The organism is Burkholderia sp. 567, from assembly GCF_040545115.1.
Taxonomy (GTDB): Bacteria; Pseudomonadota; Gammaproteobacteria; order Burkholderiales; family Burkholderiaceae; genus Burkholderia; species Burkholderia ambifaria.
On record NZ_JBEPLG010000011.1, the window covers coordinates 101,008 to 117,068 of the forward strand.

General features: G+C 67.4%; 11 protein-coding genes and 1 tRNA gene. 5 read left to right on the plus strand and 7 right to left on the minus strand.

All coding sequences use genetic code 11. The features are described 5' to 3' along the window. Positions 1-12: 12 nt before the first annotated feature. The 3 genes from glnL (at position 13) to ABIC50_RS27700 (ending at position 4,930) form a co-directional block, all read left to right on the plus strand. Entirely contained in the window at positions 13-1,155 is a 1,143-nt protein-coding gene (gene glnL / locus ABIC50_RS27690) for a nitrogen regulation protein NR(II) (protein ID WP_164714828.1), read from the plus strand. Between the two features lie 45 nt (positions 1,156-1,200). Beyond that, on the plus strand, positions 1,201-2,727 hold the full coding sequence (gene ntrC / locus ABIC50_RS27695; protein WP_175660464.1) for a nitrogen regulation protein NR(I): 1,527 nt from the start codon (positions 1,201-1,203) through the stop codon (positions 2,725-2,727). A gap of 79 nt (positions 2,728-2,806) precedes the next feature. Next, complete coding sequence (locus ABIC50_RS27700) at positions 2,807-4,930, plus strand: prolyl oligopeptidase family serine peptidase (protein WP_354168102.1); 2,124 nt, start codon at positions 2,807-2,809, stop codon at positions 4,928-4,930. Positions 4,931-4,955: 25 nt separating this feature from the next. Here ABIC50_RS27700 and xth read toward each other — a convergent pair whose 3' ends face one another. Further along, the gene (gene xth / locus ABIC50_RS27705; RefSeq protein WP_354168104.1) at positions 4,956-5,732 is read right to left on the minus strand and encodes an exodeoxyribonuclease III; all 777 of its coding nucleotides are present in this window, start codon (positions 5,730-5,732) and stop codon (positions 4,956-4,958) included. Between the two features lie 181 nt (positions 5,733-5,913). On the opposite strand from xth, the gene ABIC50_RS27710 reads away from it, so the two are divergent. After that, positions 5,914-5,990 (plus strand) — tRNA-Met (locus tag ABIC50_RS27710). 97 nt (positions 5,991-6,087) lie between these two features. Here ABIC50_RS27710 and ABIC50_RS27715 read toward each other — a convergent pair. Continuing rightward, positions 6,088-6,891, minus strand: a complete 804-nt coding sequence (locus tag ABIC50_RS27715; RefSeq protein WP_354168106.1) for a DUF3472 domain-containing protein — start codon at positions 6,889-6,891, stop codon at positions 6,088-6,090. Between the two features lie 326 nt (positions 6,892-7,217). Continuing rightward, positions 7,218-7,910, minus strand: coding sequence for an aspartate/glutamate racemase family protein (locus tag ABIC50_RS27720; RefSeq protein ID WP_354168108.1), 693 nt, complete (start codon positions 7,908-7,910; stop codon positions 7,218-7,220). Positions 7,911-8,046: 136 nt separating this feature from the next. On the opposite strand from ABIC50_RS27720, the gene dinB reads away from it, so the two are divergent. Then, complete coding sequence (gene dinB / locus ABIC50_RS27725; RefSeq protein ID WP_354168110.1) at positions 8,047-9,282, plus strand: DNA polymerase IV; 1,236 nt, start codon at positions 8,047-8,049, stop codon at positions 9,280-9,282. Between the two features lie 61 nt (positions 9,283-9,343). On the opposite strand, the gene ABIC50_RS27730 is transcribed toward dinB, so the two are convergent. The 4 genes from ABIC50_RS27730 to fixL form a co-directional block, all read right to left on the minus strand. Then, entirely contained in the window at positions 9,344-11,431 is a 2,088-nt protein-coding gene (locus ABIC50_RS27730) for a M3 family metallopeptidase (RefSeq protein ID WP_354168112.1), read from the minus strand. A 255-nt stretch (positions 11,432-11,686) separates the two neighbouring features. Continuing rightward, complete coding sequence (gene folD / locus ABIC50_RS27735; RefSeq protein WP_105833467.1) at positions 11,687-12,544, minus strand: bifunctional methylenetetrahydrofolate dehydrogenase/methenyltetrahydrofolate cyclohydrolase FolD; 858 nt, start codon at positions 12,542-12,544, stop codon at positions 11,687-11,689. 250 nt (positions 12,545-12,794) lie between these two features. Then, positions 12,795-13,433 carry an oxygen response regulator transcription factor FixJ gene (fixJ, locus tag ABIC50_RS27740; RefSeq protein ID WP_006493245.1) on the minus strand — a complete coding sequence of 213 codons (639 nt, stop codon included), beginning with the start codon at positions 13,431-13,433 and terminating at the stop codon, positions 12,795-12,797. Then, positions 13,430-15,946, minus strand: coding sequence for an oxygen sensor histidine kinase FixL (gene fixL / locus ABIC50_RS27745; RefSeq protein WP_011657389.1), 2,517 nt, complete (start codon positions 15,944-15,946; stop codon positions 13,430-13,432). Before fixL ends, fixJ begins: the two co-directional genes overlap by 4 nt. Positions 15,947-16,061: the final 115 nt, after the last annotated feature.

Below are 16,061 nucleotides of genomic sequence, written 5' to 3' on the forward strand. Positions count from 1 at the left end.
ACGATACGCAAGATGGCTCTGAAAAATCTGATCAAGGCGAAGACGGGGCAGCCCGAGCGACTGACGGAAGACGAGCGGCTCGCGCGCTCGGGCCTGCTTGCGGGGCTGGAAGCACTGCCGACGGTCGTGATCGTGCTCGACCGCAAGACGCTCAGGGTCGCGTTCGCGAACCCGTCCGCGGAGGCGATGCTCGACATCTCGCGGCGGCAGCTCGCGCAGCGGCCGTGGGGCGAGATTTTTCCGAACGCGAACGAGCTCGCGGCGACGATCACCGCGATCGGCCAGCAGCGCTTTCACGCGACGCATCTCGACACGGTACTCGACCGGCCCGGCCACGAGGCGCTGCACGTGCATGCGATCGTCGGCTTCCTCGAGACCGCGCCCGATTTCGTGCTCGTCGAACTGTTCGAGAACGAACGGCAATCGCGCACCGATCGCGAGGAACGGATCCACGACCTGACCGCGGTCAACAAGCAACTGATCCGCAATCTCGCGCACGAGATCAAGAACCCGCTCGGCGGCATTCGCGGCGCAGCCCAGCTGCTCGAATTCGAGCTGAGCGAGCGCGAGCGCGGCGAGTTGCGCGAATACACGCAGGTGATCATCAAGGAGTCCGACCGCCTGCAGACGCTCGTCGACCGCTTGCTGGAGCCGCACCGGCATCCGCACATCGTCGGCGACGTGAACATTCATGAAGTGTGCGAACGCGTGCGCGCGGTGATGCTCGCGGAATTTCCGCGCGGGCTCACGATCGAGCGCGACTACGACGTCAGCGTGCCCGACCTGCGCGGCGACAAGGAGCAACTGATCCAGGCGCTGCTGAACATCGTGCGCAACGCGGCACAGGCGCTGCGCGAACGGATCGCGCAGGGCGACGCGAAGATCGAGCTGCGCACGCGCGTCGCGCGCAAGGTGACGGTCGCGAAGCGCCTGTACAAGTTGGCACTGGACTTGCATGTAGTCGACAACGGGCCCGGCATTCCGGAAGAGATCCGTGACCGGATCTTCTATCCGCTCGTGTCCGGGCGCGACGACGGCAGCGGCCTTGGCCTCACGCTCGCGCAGACCTTCGTGCAGCAGCACGACGGGATGATCGAGGTCGAGAGCCGGCCGGGACGTACCGAATTTCAGATCCTGCTGCCGCTCGACCATTGAGCGGCGGTATGGCGATTCACCGGATTCACCAATACTGACCGACCTATGAAGCCGATCTGGATAGTAGACGACGACCAATCGATCCGCTGGGTGCTCGAAAAGGCACTCGCCCGGGACAGCTTCGCGACGAAGAGCTTCGCGAACGTGCGCGACGCGCTGGCCGCGCTCGACCACGAGACGCCGCAGGTGCTCGTATCCGACATCCGGATGCCGGGCGGCTCCGGCCTCGAGCTGCTGCAGGCGGTGCACGAGCGTCTGCCTGACCTGCCCGTCATCATCATGACGGCGTTCTCCGATCTCGACAGCGCCGTCGCGGCGTTCCAGGGCGGCGCGTTCGAATATCTCGCGAAGCCGTTCGACGTCGACAAGGCGGTGGAGCTGATCCGCCGCGCGGTCGAGGAAAGCCTGCGCGGCGGCGCGCCGCAGGACGAGCGCGTGGCCGAGGCGCCCGAGATGCTGGGGCAGGCGCCCGCGATGCAGGACATGTTCCGCGCGATCGGCCGCCTGTCGCATTCGGCCGCGACCGTGCTGATCACCGGCGAATCGGGCACCGGCAAGGAGCTCGTCGCGCGGGCGCTGCACCGGCACAGCCCGCGGGCGAACGGACCGTTCATCGCGCTGAACACCGCGGCGATTCCGAAGGACCTGCTCGAATCCGAACTATTCGGCCATGAGCGCGGCGCGTTCACCGGCGCGCAGACGACGCGCCAGGGCCGCTTCGAACAGGCCGAGAACGGCACGCTGTTCCTCGACGAAATCGGCGACATGCCGTTCGACCTGCAGACCCGCCTGTTGCGCGTGCTGTCGGACGGGCAGTTCTACCGCGTCGGCGGCCACAACCCGCTGCGCGCGAACGTGCGCGTGATCGCCGCGACGCACCAGAATCTCGAGTCGCGCGTGCGGCAGGGGCTGTTCCGCGAGGACCTTTACCACCGGCTCAACGTGATCCGGCTGCGGCTGCCGCCGCTGCGCGAACGCAGCGAGGACATCGCGCTGCTCACGCGCCACTTCCTGCAGAAGAGCGCGCGCGATCTCGGCGTCGAGCCCAAGCGCGTGTCCGACGACGCGCTGGCGTACCTGACGTCGTTGTCGTTCCCCGGCAACGTGCGGCAGCTCGAGAATCTCGCGAACTGGCTGACCGTGATGGCACCCGCGCAGACGGTCGAGATCAAGGATCTGCCGCCCGACCTCGTGCCGGCCGGTGCGCCGGTGACTGCGACGGCCGATGGCATCGATGCGCACGGCGGCGCGAGCCTCGGCGGTGGCGAAGGGCTGCGCGTGCAGCCGGCGCCCGGTGCGGCGCCGTTGACGGCGGCGCCCGTCGCGGCCGCGCCGAACGGTGCGCCGGCCGGCTATCCGATGTGGGAAAACGGGCTGCGCACCGAAGTCGCGCGGCTGTTGCGCGAGAACTCGGCCGACGTGATGGACGAGCTCGCGCGCCGCTTCGAGGCGGCCGTGATCCGCGAGGCGCTCGACTTCACGCGCGGCCGCAAGGTCGAGGCGGCGGAGCGGCTCGGCATCGGCCGCAACACGATCACGCGCAAGATCCAGGAACTGCATCTGGAGCCTTGAGCCGCCGTCGCGGCATGCGCGGGCATCGCGCATGCCGCGATCGGACATAATCTCGGTTTGCCGTCACGTGCGATCCACCATGTCCGATTCCTTCCGCTGGCCCGCCGGGGCCGATCCCTTTCGTTTTCTCGAATCGCTCGACAGCAAGCGCGCCCGCGCGTGGGTCGACGAGCAGAACGCGCGCACGCGTGTCGCGCTGCGCGACGACGATGCGTATCGCGCGCTCACCGCGCGGCTCGCACAGGCGTATCTGCCGCGCGAACGCCCGGTGATTCCGACCCGCTGGCGCGAGTGGGCGTACGACCTGTGGCAGGACGATCTCCACCCGAAGGGACTGTGGCGCCGCGCGCGCTGGGACGACTGGCGCGCGGGCCGGCCCGAATGGGAAACGCTGCTCGACGTCGACGCGCTCGGCGCGCAAGAGGGCGAGTCGTGGGTGTTCGAGCAGGACGCGATCCTGTATCCGGACGGCGACCGCGCGCTGCTGTCGCTGTCGCCGGGCGGCGCCGATGCGGTCGTCGTGCGCGAGTTCGATCTCGTGCAGCGCCGTTTCGTCGACGACGGGTTCACGATCGACGAGCCGGGACATCACACGGTCGGCTGGATCGACCGCGATACCGTCTACGTGAGCTGGGATCGCGGCGAGGCGCACGCGACCGCGGCCGGCTATCCGTACGACGCGCGCCGCTGGGTACGCGGCACGCCGCTCGCCGATGCGCCGGTCGTGTTTCGCGGCGAACCCGACGACATCAGCGCGGGCGCGGCATTCGATCCGATCGACGGCCGCCACGTCGCGTGGCGCAGCGTGGATTTCTTCGACGCGCACGCGTACTGGCTGAACGACGCGGGCGAGTGGGTGCGCTACGACGTGCCGACGCATGTCGAGGTCGGCTTCTGGGAGGGCTGGCTCGTGCTGGAGCCGCGACTCGACTGGGACTGCGGCGGCGTGCGTCACGCGGGCGGCTCGCTGCTCGCGATCCGCGAGCAGGCATTCCTCGCCGGCGCGCGTGAACTCACGACGCTGTTCGAGCCGCGGCCGTCGACGTCCGCATGCACGTGGACGCATACGCGCACGATGCTGATCGCGAGCTGGCTCGACGACGTGCAGAACCGCACGATGCTGTGGCAGCCGCGCCAGGGCGAGGACGGCGCATGGACGTGGCACGCGCGGCCGTTCGAGTGGCCGGGCGACGCGCAAGTCGACCTCGAGCCGGTCGAGTCGACGCTGAACGACGACGTGTACGTGGACGTCGACACCTATCTCGATCCGCCCGAATGCTGGCTTGCCGATCTGGCCGATCGCGCGGACGATGCCGCGTCGCGCCGCGTGCTGCTCGACCGGCCGCCGGTGCGCTTCGACGCGGCCGGGCTCGTCGTGCGGCGTGCCAATGCCCGCTCGCGCGACGGCACGGTGGTGCCGTACACGCTGATCGGGCCGCGTGACGCACTCGATGGGCTCGATCAACCCGATGGCGTCACCCGCGTCGCGCGACCCTGCCTGCTGTCAGGCTATGGCGGCTTCGCGATTCCGAACCTGCCGGGCTATAGCGATGCACTGGGCATCGCATGGCTCGAACGCGGCGGCGTCGCGGTGTTCGCGCACATCCGCGGCGGCGGCGAATTCGGGCCGGGCTGGCACGTCGACGCACAGCGCGAGCATCGGCAACGTGCGTTCGACGACTTCATCGCGGTGGCCGAGGATCTGATCCGCAGCGGCGTGACCACGGCCGCGCAGCTCGGCATCGAGGGCGGCAGCAACGGCGGGCTGCTGGTCGCCGCGTGCATGGTGCAGCATCCGGAGCTGTTCGGCGCGGTGCTGTGCCGCGTGCCGCTGCTCGACATGCGGCGCTATCCGAAGCTGCATGCGGGCGCCGCATGGCTCGACGAATACGGCGATCCGGACGATTCGCGCGAGGGCGCGGCGCTGGCTGCCTATTCGCCGTATCACCGTGTGCGCGAAGGGGTCGTGTATCCGCCGCTGTTGCTGACGACGTCGACGCGCGACGACCGCGTGCATCCCGCGCATGCGCGCAAGATGGCCGCGCGCATGCATGCGCTCGGACACGAACGGGTGTGGTATTGGGAGAACACGGACGGCGGCCACGGCAGCGCCGACGATCTGGAGCGTGCCGAAGCGGATGCGGCGGAATTCGGCTTCCTGTGGGCCCATCTCGGGCCCGCGCCCGCACCCGCGCGCGGTTGAGCGCGGGCACGAGCGGGAAGGGGGCTCAGCAGACGACCGCGACGACGGGCGTATGGTCGGACGGCTGTTCCCACGTGCGCGGCAGGCGGTCGACTTCGCACGACGTGCAGTTGGCGGCGAGTGCCGGCGACAGCAGGATGTGATCGATGCGCAGCCCCGCGTTGCGGCGGAACGCGAGCATCCGGTAGTCCCACCACGTGAAGGTCTTCTCGGGCTGCTCGAAACGGCGGAACGCGTCGACGAAGCCGAGCTCGAGCAGCTTCGCGAAGTGCGCGCGCTCCTGCGGCGACACGAGGTTCTGGCCTTCCCATTTCGCCGGATCGTGCACGTCGCGGTCTTCCGGCGCGATGTTGTAGTCGCCGAGCAGCGCGAGCTTCGGATAGCGCTGCATCTCGGCGCTCAGCCACGCATGCAGTGCTTCGAGCCACTGCATCTTGTAGACAAACTTGTCGGACTCGGGCGACTGGCCGTTCGGGAAATAGGCGGATACGATGCGCACGCCTTCGACCGTCACGGCGATCACGCGCTGCTGCGGATCGTCGAAGCCGGGGATGTTGCGCACGATGTCCGATTCGTCGACGGCGAGCGTGTCGCGCGCGAGAATCGCGACGCCGTTGTAGGTCCGCTGGCCCGTGAACCAGCTGCGGTAGCCGATAGCCTCGAGATCGGCGCGCGGATACTTCTCGTCCGGCAGCTTCAGTTCCTGCAGGCACAGCACGTCGGTTCCGCTGTGCGCGATCCAGTCGAGCACGTGCTGCTTGCGGACGTTGAGCGAGTTGACGTTCCAGGTGGCGATTTTCATGAACGGGAATGCGTGCGGGGTGAATGCGAAGGCCGCCATCTTACCGCGAGCACGGGGCGCGAACGCGCGCGACACGCGATGCGAAGCACGCACCGCGCATCGCGATATCGACGGTCCGCGAAGAAATTGTGACAAAGGTGTTGACGTGAGTACTTCCTCACCCTATAATTTATTTCTCTGACGCGGGGTGGAGCAGTCTGGCAGCTCGTCGGGCTCATAACCCGAAGGTCGTAGGTTCAAATCCTACCCCCGCAACCAAGCACACCAGACGATGTGCAGCGCATATGACCGATGCGCGCTTTCGTCGACAGGAACCCGGCCTCGTGCCGGGTTTTTTGTTTTCAGCGTCCGAATGTCATTTCGGCGCGCCGGGGCTCCCCGGCAGGAAGCCGTTCTCGATCAGGTAAGTCGACGTGTTGACGAGCGTGGCCCGCGCGTTCGGCGTGCCGGCCACCGCCGCGCATTTGTCCTTGCCCGTATTCAGCCGGATCGACCGTTCGGTCGTCGGGTAATCGACGTCCTTCAGATAGAAATGCGGCAGCGACGTCGTGTAGCGGACGTACGGCACGCACGGCCGCTGCATCGGGTCGCTCGACGCGCTGTTGAACGGGAAGAACTCGTCGAACACGGAAGCGCTGTTCGACAGTCCACCCCAGTCTGCCGGCACCGCGATGCTGCCGGTCGGCGTCGTGACGCCGGTTGCGACGTCCGTGATGAAGCCTTCGATGGTCGAGCGTCCGTCGGGGCGATTGCCCTGCGCATGGACCATTTGCAGCCGGTAGGCATGGCCCGTTTTCCACGCATAGCCGATCGAGCACGAGGTGCCCGAGCCGCCGTCGGCACCGCCGCGGCAATTCGCCGACAGCGGCGTCGTGCCGGTGCCGAACGCGCTGAAGATCACGACGTTGGTGCTTTGGGTGCGCGGCTGGATGCCGGTGTAGATCGGGTGGCCGCCATGTTCGGACCACACCTGATTGGCCCAGTAGTAACTGGCGTTGATATTGGTCGGCACGACCTCCGGTGTAATGTCCCACGTCATGCGATCGAAACCGCCGCTGGGCGTCGTCGAGGCTGAGGCGTTGATGGTGGGGTCGGCATGTGCGCCGAGCATGGTCGACATGGCGAGCATCGCAGCGACCGTGGACTTGAGTCGTTTCATGTTCCGGTTTCCCGTTGGTGGAAAGAGAGCACACGAGCAGCACCGCTTGCAGCGATCCCGCCCGAATACCAATTTGCGCCCACTTTATTACCAATGGATAACCAGTTGAAGCGACGACGCCGCGCGACACGCGTCGCCCGATTCGCGGACCATTCCCCTCGGCCCCCATGGCGCGGGGGAGAGCGGGGCGTCGGGCGCGACGCGATGTGACGGGCAAGATAACGATTCCTGCCGGGTGGAATAATCCGGCCTTCAAATCGCGGTGAGGGTGGCCGGAGAGCGCGCCGGCCTCGGGCCAATGTCGACCTCGCGGCGGCGCGCGATGGTCAGCCCGCCGCCCACTCGACCGCCGCCTTCGCATGCAGCGCGGTCGTATCGAAAACCGGCAGCGGCGAATCGTCCGCGCCGATCAGCAGCGTGATTTCCGTGCAGCCGAGAATCACGGCTTGCGCCCCCCGTTGCGCCAGTTCGTCGATGATCGCCACGTAGGTTGCGCGCGACCCCGCATCGATCACGCCGTGACACAGCTCGTCGTAGATGATCCGGTGCACGTCGCCGCGTGCGGCTTCGTCCGGCACCAGCACGTCGAGGCCGAACTTGTCGCGCAGGCGCTCCGCATAGAACGGCAACTCCATCGTGTAGCGCGTGCCGAGCAGCGCGACGCGCTCGACGCCCGCGGCGCGCAGCGCGGCGCCGGTCGGATCGGCGATGTGCAGGAACGGCAGCGCCACTGCCGCTTCGATCGCGTCGTGCACACGGTGCATCGTGTTGGTCGTCAGCACGACGAGATCGGCGCCGGCCGCTTCGAGCTGGCGCGCGGCGTCGGCCATCCGTTCGCCGAGCGCGACCCAGTCCTGCGCGCGCTGCAGCGCTTCGATCTCGGCGAAATCGACCGTGACCAGCACGCTCTTCGCGTTGTGATGGCCGCCGTGCAGCGCCTTCGAATGGCGATTGATCATCCGGTAGTACTCCGCCGACGATTCCCAGCTCATCCCGCCGATCAGTCCGATCGTCTTCATCCGTCACCTGTGCGTTTCGTATGTCGTGGCAGACGAGTATAGGGGCCGCCCCGTGCGCGCGGCGGTACGATCCGTGCGAAGCGCGCCGGTACGGGGCGACCGAACAAGGCAGTACGCGACAGTTGAAACCGGCACTGTGTTTTTGTACAGTATCGGCACCGTGAATCCGACCATCATCCCGCCTGCCGATTCTCCGCGCGAGCCGCCGCCCGGCGATGCGCCGCCGCGCGTGCGCAAGATCATCCACTGCGACTGCGACTGCTTTTACGCATCGGTGGAGATGCGCGACGACCCGTCGCTGCGCAACCGGCCGCTCGCGGTCGGCGGCCGGCCCGACCAGCGCGGCGTGATCGCGACCTGCAACTACGAGGCGCGGCGCTACGGCGTGCATTCGGCGATGTCGTCGGCGCTGGCGATGCGCAAGTGTCCGGACCTGCTGATCCTGCCGTCCGCGATGGACAAATACCGCGCCGCATCGCGGCAGATCATGGCGATCTATCGCGATTACACGCACGACGTCGAGCCGCTGTCGCTCGACGAGGCTTATCTCGACGTCAGCGGCTCCGAACTGTGCCAGGGCAGCGCGACGCTGATCGCGCGGGAGATCCGCCAGCGTGTGTACGACACGGTGGGCGTGACGGTGTCGGCGGGCGTCGCGCCGAACAAGTTCATCGCGAAGATCGCGTCCGACTGGAACAAGCCCGACGGCCTGTTCGTCGTGCGCCCGCATGAAGTCGATGCGTTCGTCGCGGCGCTGCCCGTGCGCAAGCTGCACGGCGTCGGCAAGGTGACGGCCGCGCGGCTCGAGCGGCTGGGTATCCAGACCTGCGCGCAGTTGCGCGACTGGTCGCTGATCGATCTGCATCGCGATTTCGGTGCGTTCGGTCGACGGCTGTACCAGCTGGCGCGCGGGATCGACGAGCGGCCGGTGCAGGCCGACCAGGAGCGCAAGTCGGTCAGCGTCGAGACGACCTATGTGACCGACCTGACGACGCTCGAACAATGCGCGGACGAGATCCGCCGCCTCGTCGTGCAGCTCGACGCGCGGATCGCGCGTGCGGGGGCGGCGCGTGCGATCCGCAAGCTGTACGTGAAGATCCGCTTCGCCGATTTCCAGCGCACGACGGTCGAATGCGTGGCCGACGCGACGAATGCGCAGACGGCGGTCACGCTGCTCGCGAAGGGGCTGCAGCGGCGCGCGCAGGCCGTGCGGCTGCTGGGCGTCGGCGTGCGCATCGACGAGGACACGGCCGAGCGGCGCGGGCAGTTCTCGTTGTTCGACGATGAAGTCGACCAAGTTGACCACGCCGACGATGCTGCCAACGCCGCCAACGACGCCAACGACGCCAACGACCAAACCCCCGCGCCATGAAAAAAAGGCACCGCCGAAGCGGTGCCTTCCGATGCAGCGGGCCGAACCGGCCAGCGCGTGCTCAGTGCGTGGCGGAGGTCATTCCGTTGTGGCGCAGCAGCGCGTCGATTTCCGGCTCGCGGCCGCGGAACGCCTTGAACGAATCCATCGCCGGGCGGCTGCCGCCGACTTCGAGGATCTCGCGGCGATAGCGCGTGCCGGTCGCCGCGTCGAGCACGCTGCCGCCTGCGGCGGCCGCTTCCTCGAACGCCGCGTACGCGTCGGCCGACAGCACCTCGGCCCACTTGTAGCTGTAGTAGCCGGCCGCATAGCCGCCCGCGAAGATGTGGCTGAACGTGTTCGGCCAGCGCGAGAACGCTGCCTGCGGGATCACGTGGTAGCGCTCGTTGATCTCGCGCGCGAACGCGTTCACGCCGGTCGCGCCGGCCGGGTCGAAGTCGACGTGCAGCAGCATGTCGAACATCGAGAACACGATCTGGCGCAGCGTGCCGAGGCCGCTCTGGAAGTTCTTCGCGGCGATCATCTTGTCGAACAGCTCGCGCGGCAGCGACGCGCCGGTATCGATGTGCGACGACATCGACGACAGCACGTCCCATTCCCAGCAGAAGTTTTCCATGAACTGCGACGGCAGTTCGACCGCATCCCATTCGACGCCGTTGATGCCCGACACGCCGAGCTCGTCGACGCGCGTGAGCATGTGATGCAGCCCGTGGCCGAATTCATGGAACAGCGTGATGACTTCGTCGTGCGTGAAGCACGCGGGCTTGCCGCCGACCGGCGCCGAGAAGTTGCAGGTCAGGTACGCGACCGGCGTCTGCACGGTGCCGCCGCGCTTCGCGCGCGCCCGCGCATCGTCCATCCACGCGCCGCCGCGCTTGCCTTCGCGTGCATACAGGTCGAGATAGAACTGCGCGACGAGCGAGCCGTCACGGTTCTCGACGCGGAAAAAGCGCACGTCCCGGTGCCAGACCGGCGCGTCGTCCGGCTTGATCCGCACGCCGAACAGCGTTTCGGTGACGGTGAAGAGGCCCTTCAGCACGGCCGGTTCCGGGAAGTACTGCTTGACCTCGTTTTCCGAGAACGCGTAGCGCTGCTGGCGCAGCCGCTCAGCCGCGAACGCCACGTCCCACGGCGCGAGTTCGGTCAGGCCGAGTTCCTTCGCGGCGAACGCGCGCAGTTCGTCCCAGTCCTTGTCGGCGTGCGGGCGCGCGCGCGTCGCGAGATCCTCGAGGAACGCGATGACCTGCTGCGGCGACTCGGCCATCTTCGGCGCGAGCGACACTTCGGCGAAGTTGCGGTAGCCGAGCATCTGCGCCTCTTCGCGGCGCAGCTTCAGCTCGTCGGCGACGATCGCCGTGTTGTCCCATTCGGCCTTGCCGCCGCCGTATTGCGGCCCGAGTTCGGACGCGCGCGTCGCATACGCGCGATACAGCGTCTCGCGCATCGCGCGGTTCTCGGCGTATTGCAGCACCGGGAAGTAGGACGGGAAGTGCAGCGTGAATTTCCAGCCTTCCTTGCCTTCCTTCTCCGCGGCTTCGCGGGCCGCTTCGATCGCGTCGCCCGGCAGGCCGGCGAGTTCGGCCTCGTCCTGCGCGAAGTACGCATACGCGTTGGTCGCGTCGAGCACGTGGTCGGAGAACGCCTTCGACAGCGCGGCCTGCTGCTCCTGCAGTTCCGCGAAGCGCGGCTTCTGGTCTTCCGGCAGCTCGGCGCCCGACAGGCGGAAATCGCGCAGCGCGTTGTCGAGGATCTTCTTGCGCTCGGCCGACAGCGTCGCGTATTCGGCGCTCGCGGCGATTGCCTTGTACTTCTCGTACAGCGCGAGGTTCTGGCCGACGCTCGACCAGAATTCGGTCACGCGCGGCAGGTTTTCGCCGTAGGCGGCCCGCAGTTCCGGCGTATCGGCGACGGCGTTCAGATGGCCGACGACGCCCCATGCGCGCCCGAGCGGCTCCGTCGCCTGCTCGACCGTCTCGACGATCGTGGCCCAGGTCGCCGGCGTCGCGGGTGCGCTCGCGGTGTCGACCGCGCGGTTGGCGGTGTCGAGCAGCGTGTCGAGCGCGGGCGTCACATGTTCCGGACGGATCTCGCCGAAGCGGGGCAGGCCGGAGAAATCGAGGAGCGGATTGGTATTGGCGCTGGCGGACATTAAGACTCCCTGTCTGTTGCCGGATGAACCGGGGTGAAAAGGGTGAGGCGCGAAGCAGCGGCGCCCGATATCGACATTATTGGGGCGCATCGCGCGCTTTCCAATCGTTAGTTTCTAACGACGCGATTGGATACGCGCGACGCGGGGTCGGATTCGGGCGAAACGCGGCGAGGTGTGGCGGTATGACGCGCGGCCGCGACGGCGACCGGCGAGATGCCGGCGCGCGAATGCGCGCCGGCTGGGCAGGCAGCGCGATCAGGCGGCCGCGGCGGCGCGCTCGGCGGCTTCGATCGTGTTGATCAGCAGCATCGTGATCGTCATCGGGCCGACGCCGCCCGGCACCGGCGTGATGTGGCCGGCGACTTCCTTCACGCCGGCGAAGTCGACATCGCCGCACAGCTTGCCCGCGTCGTCGCGGTTCATGCCGACGTCGATCACCGTCGCGCCGGGCTTGACCATGTCGGCCGTCAGGATGTTGCGCTTGCCGACCGCGGCGACCACGATGTCGGCCTGGCGCGTGTGCGCGGCGAGGTCGCGCGTCTTGCTGTGGCAGATCGTCACGGTCGCGCCGGCTTCGAGCAGCAGCATCGCCATCGGCTTGCCGACGATGTTCGAGCGGCCGATCACGACCGCGTTCGCGCCTTGCAGCGGGATGTCATGCGCTTCGAACATCTTCATCACGCCGTACGGCGTGCACGGACGGAACAGCGGCTTGCCCGTCATCAGCGCGCCGGCGTTCGCGACGTGGAAGCCGTCGACGTCCTTCTCGGGCGCGATCGCCTCGAGCACCTTGTGGCTGTCGATGTGCGCGGGCAGCGGCAGCTGGACCAGGATGCCGTGGATCTTCGGATCGCGGTTCAGTTCGTCGATGCGCGCGAGCAGGTCGGCTTCCGACAGCGTGTCCGGGTACGCATCCTTGTGCGAGAAGAAGCCGTTGTCCTCGCACGCCTTGATCTTGTTGCGCACATAGACTTCGCTCGCCGGGTTGGCGCCGACGAGGACCACCGCGAGACCGGGCTGGTGGCCGCGGGCGGTGAGGGCGGCGGCGCGTTGGGCGGCCTGCGTGCGCAAGGTCTTCGAGAGGGCGTTGCCGTCGATGAGGAGGGCTGTCATGGTGGTGGTCCTGCCGGGAAGTTGGAATGCGGGTGTGCGGCGCACGAAACGCCGCAGCAAAGCACGCAATTATACCGGTCGCCTGCTGTCGTCCGACAGCGAATGCAAGGAAAGCGTCATGGCGGCGATGCCGGCGCCCGGGAGCAAGCGCCGGGCCGCGCCGCCCGAGTGGGCCGCATTGCGCGGCCCGAGGGTGCGAGAGTGCGTGCGTGCGGCTAGCCGGGCAGGTGCCCGCGGCCGCACGCCACGTTCAGGCCTGCTTCTTCGACAGCGCGAGGCGCAGCAGGTCGGCCACCGTGTTGACGTTGAGCTTTTCCATGATGTTCGCGCGGTGCGCTTCGACCGTCTTGATGCTGATCCCGAGATCGTCGGCGATTTGCTTGTTCAGGCGGCCGGCAATGATCCGCTCGAGCACCTGCTGCTCGCGCGCGGTCAGCTTCGACAGACGCTCGCTCGCGGCGCGCTGCTCCTGGACGCTCTTGCTTTCGCTTCGGGCCTTGTCGAGCATCCGCTCGACGAGTTTGCGCAGCTCGGCCTCGTCGAACGGTTTCTCGATAAAGTCCATCGCACCCTTTTTCATCGTCGACACCGCCATCGGCACGTCGCCGTGGCCCGTGACGAAGATGATCGGCAGCGCGGCGTTGTCGGCGATCAGGCGCTCCTGCAGCTCGAGGCCGCTCATGCCCGACATCCGGACGTCGAGGATCAGGCAGGCGATCTGGCCGGCCTGCTGCGCCGGCTGGTAGGCATCGAGGAACTGCTCCGCGCTCGAGAAGCATTGCACGCGATAGCCGTTCGCCTCCAGCAGCCAGCGCAGCGAGTCCCGTACGGCCTCGTCGTCGTCGACGACGAAGACGGTTTCCTGAGTGGTGGTGACAGGGCTATTCATAGTTCTCCCGTAACGGTATGTGATGCCGATGCCTCGCGCCCCCCTTGGCCGAGATCAGCGGGTTCCCCAATGGGCAGGCTGCAGTGGAATGTCGCGCCGGAAATGCGGCCGTCCGGTTCGACATTGTTGACCACCCACAGACGCCCCCGATGCGATTCGATGATCGAACGGCAGATGTTCAGCCCCATGCCCATGCCGTCGGACTTGGTGCTGTAAAACGGTTCGAACAGGCGTTCGGCGGTTGCCTCGTCGACGCCCGGACCCTGGTCGATCACGCGGATGTCGACGAAACCCGCGTCGATGTCGGCGACGACGCGGATCACGCCGTCCACCGTCGCCGGCTTCACGTCGGCCATCGCCTCGGCCGCGTTCTTCATCAGGTTCATCAGCACCTGCTCGATCAACACGGGGTCGACATAAATAATAGGCATTCTTGCGAGGATTTCCGTGACGATCCGGATCCTGCGCTTCCTGGCCTCGATTTCGGCGAGCCCGACCGCGTCGGCGACGATGTCCGCGACCCGCGCCGGCTGGCGCTTCGGCTCGCTGCGCTTCACGAATTCGCGGATCCGCTTGACGATCATCCCCGCGCGCAGCGCCTGCTGCGCGGTCTTTTCCAGCGCGGGCTGCAGCGTCTCGGGCGTGCCGCGGCCGCTCTTCACGAGCGCGAGCGTGCCCGAGCAGTAGTTGTTGATCGCGGCGAGCGGCTGATTCAATTCGTGAGCAATCGACGACGCCATTTCACCCATCGTCATCAATCGGCTCGTGAACTGCAGCTTCTCTTCCTGCTGGTGCGCGAGTTCCTGCGCCTTCTTGCGGGTCGTGATGTCGGTCGCGATCTGCATCTGCGCGAGGTGGCCGTCCACCCACTGGATGTACTGGCGGCGCACCTCGAACCATTTCTGGATGCTCTCGACGTACACCTCCTGCGCGTCGGCCGTGCTGCTCGTCAGCGCGGCGGCCGGCAGGCCCGCGAACGTGTCGACCATGTCGATCGAGTCGGACGACGCCTGCGCACGGTCGAAGCCGCCGCCCGACAGCTCGAGATGGCCGTCGGGGCGAATCCCGAACAGGTGGCGGTAGTAGCGGTTCGCGAACAGCAGCTCGGCTTCGTCGGCGGCGAGCACCGACACCGCGGCGTCGAGGCTTTCGAGCACCGTCGTGAAGCGCTCGTGCGCGGCCGCGAGTTCCTCGCGGGCGCGCTTCGGCTCGGTGATGTCGGTCATCGACGACATCCAGCCGGTCTGGCGGCCTGAGCTGTCGATCAGCGGCGACACGTAGAGGCGCGCATGGAACAGCGTGCCGTTCTTGCGCCGCACGCGCAGCTCGAAGCCCGAGCTCGGCGCCTTGCCGCGCAGCGTCATGTCGAGCTGGCGCTGCATTTCCGGATACGCGTCGCGCGGCCAGTACGGGAACGGCGCGACCTTGCCGACCAGGTCGGTTTCGTCCCAGCCCGTCATCCGGCAGAACGCGGGGTTCACGTGCGTGATGCGGCCGTGCATGTCGAGCACGCGCATGCCGATCAGCACCGAATTTTCCATCGCGCGGCGGAAGAACGCCTCCGCGTACAGCGCCTGCTGCGCCTCGAAGCGCTGGCGTGTGTGCTTCCACAGGCTCCAGAGGCTCCACAGCACGAAGCACGACAGCCCGGCGACGAGCCAGACGAGCGTGTTGTTGGTCAGGTTCGTGAGCTGCGGGAACGCGTACACGCGCACGGTCAGCCCCTGGCCGGGCGGATCGAGCGGCAGGTCGTAATGGGAGTCGCGCGGCAGGCGCGGGCGCGTCGACGTGGACGACAGCTCGCGGTTGTTCGAGTCGGTGATCGAGATCTTGTACTTCGACGACAACTCCTGCGGGATGTCGTGCTTCAGGATCCCTTCGACCGAGAACACCGCGGCGATCGAGCCGAGATATTCGCGGTCGCCGCGCATCACGGGCGTCTGCAGCGTGATGAAGCCGTTGCCGAAGTCGTCGTAGATCAGCGGCGAATAGGCCTGGCGGCGCGTGCTGCGCGCTTCGTCGTACGCGCCGCGCACGGCGTCCTGCATCTGCGCGTCGCCGGGCTTCGCGAGCCGCTGGCCGAGCAGCGGCGGGTGCACGGCCGGCCAGCGCTGCACGCCGGGCGCGGTGTACCAGTTCAGATAGAGGATTTCCGGATGCGTCTGCATCACGTCCGCGACGGCCATCTGGAACGCGTTCTGGTCGAGGCGGCCCGACGCGAGATCGCGCGACAGCGCCTGCAACTGCTCCTGCGCACCCGTCATCGACAGGCGGATCTGCTGCTGCGCCCACGCGACGTTACGGAAGAGGGTGTCTTCCTGCTGCTGCTGTTCGCGGCGATTGAGGCTCCACAGAATCAGGCTCATTACCACGAGGAACACGAGGATCGACAGCAGCGGCGTCAGCAAATAGGAATTGGACCACCACGGTCCGTGGTGCCAACGGGACGGCTGCGACTCCGCCGGCGGGCCCGACGGTCGCGCCGAGCGTGCGAAAAGCCGATCGGTCAACATGGCAGGATTGTAGCGCAGCGCAATACATGGAAAACCGATACCGGATATGTTGAACGGAAACGGATTTGTGCCCGCGGCGCGCGCCGCGGAGCCCCAGCCGATGGGTGCAGCGCAG